This is a genomic window from Massilia genomosp. 1, from assembly GCF_011682185.1.
Taxonomy (GTDB): domain Bacteria; phylum Pseudomonadota; class Gammaproteobacteria; order Burkholderiales; family Burkholderiaceae_D; genus Telluria_A; species Telluria_A rubra.
Genome location: NZ_WHJF01000288.1, coordinates 1 through 1,326, shown reverse-complemented (window position 1 = coordinate 1,326; position 1,326 = coordinate 1). Strand labels below are relative to the sequence as shown.

The following is a 1,326-nucleotide window of genomic DNA, read 5'->3' as shown; positions in this document are numbered from 1 at the left end:
CAGGTTGCGCGATTGCTTGACTTCAAAGTGTGGCATGGCAGGTCAGGTGAAAGTATGGGATGCCATATTTTACTTTGAAATCAATGACTTGATCAACTATTGAAGGAGGCGGAACACGGATTCAGGAGTTACATATCATCAATGCTTCGCCGTTTCTGACTTGACTCAGAAATGATGGTTACCGAGAAAAATTGAATTATTAAGCTTTACGATGTAATCGACCGATATTCTCTTGCGACTTCATCAAAGTCATTCATCATGCCAACGAGATCCACATCAAATTTCTTTTTTTTCAATCGCGCGCAAGTTGCATTAATTGCATCTTTTGCAATATTCAAAAGATATTCCTGTTTATTTTTGCTTGACAATAACCAAAAATCTTTTTTTATTGAAACTTGGTAGGAAATGTCTCGATTTTTAGATGAGTAATTCATTAGCTTCGGCTTGTCCGGGATCGTAAACCACTTTAAAAATCCATCTACGCGCAGATCGATCAAGATAAAATCGAGATGCTTGCTATATTTAGCTGCTGGCATTTTATCGGCTAGAATTTTTTCTAGTGAAAGCAAATACGAGCGTAGCTTTATTTCTTTACCTTCATCGCCGAAAATTGCGGTGAAAGAGATTGAGCTATTTATGAGATATTCTGTGTGGTTATTCATTTTATAGTTTTCTTATTACTCGAATGCATGGATTTTTTTGTTTGTGCTCAGCGATAATCTGCTCAGGTGACTTTTTAATATTCGGTGTTCGTGGAAAAGTTTCGTTGTTGTCGGGGCCGCCGTGTATTTCGATCATTTCACGCTCTAGTTGATGTATTGCCCGGCGCGAGCCAGTGGCGATCGGTACCATTCGTCTACCTGCAAGAAACTTTCTATAGTAGCGTAGTGACGCTGGACTTTTTCCTGTGACTCCCCATTTGCTCAGACTTCCGTCCGGAAATATTAGCTTGTAGAACGTCGTGCAAAGTGGGCTATCTAGTCTGTTGCCGTGCCCAGTATCTCGCTCGTTTGGCGGCCGACCGCGCCTTTTTCCATATGTCCCATCCTTTCGGTGGTATTTTTTGGAAGCCAAGCCGAGCGGGTCGATTTCGCCAGTTGGCGCTCCCACGTAAGCATATGAATTCAGTCCCCCGTGCAAACCTGCCGGATCTTGCGAAATATATCTTGCCGTACAGGGGTCGTAATATCGATTCTTATTGAGCCAATTGCAAAACGATTTTTCTGAACTGGCCGACATCAGGAGAGCACGATTTTTCATCGCTTTTTCGTGATATCGGAGGAAATCTGATCGGTTACGGCGGCGGAATCATGGCTAATCTCATTT

At 42.4% G+C, this 1,326-nt stretch carries 2 protein-coding genes; both read right to left on the bottom strand.

Translation table 11 applies throughout. The annotated features are described in order from the left end of the window. Nucleotides 1–206 precede the first annotated feature (206 nt). A complete protein-coding gene (locus tag F1735_RS33630) occupies nucleotides 207–662 on the bottom strand; it encodes a hypothetical protein (RefSeq protein WP_167241354.1) in 456 nt (151 codons plus the stop codon). A gap of 1 nt (nucleotide 663) precedes the next feature. Continuing rightward, on the bottom strand, nucleotides 664–1,239 hold the full coding sequence (locus tag F1735_RS38380) for an RHS repeat-associated core domain-containing protein (protein WP_373888632.1): 576 nt from the start codon (nucleotides 1,237–1,239) through the stop codon (nucleotides 664–666). Nucleotides 1,240–1,326: the final 87 nt, after the last annotated feature.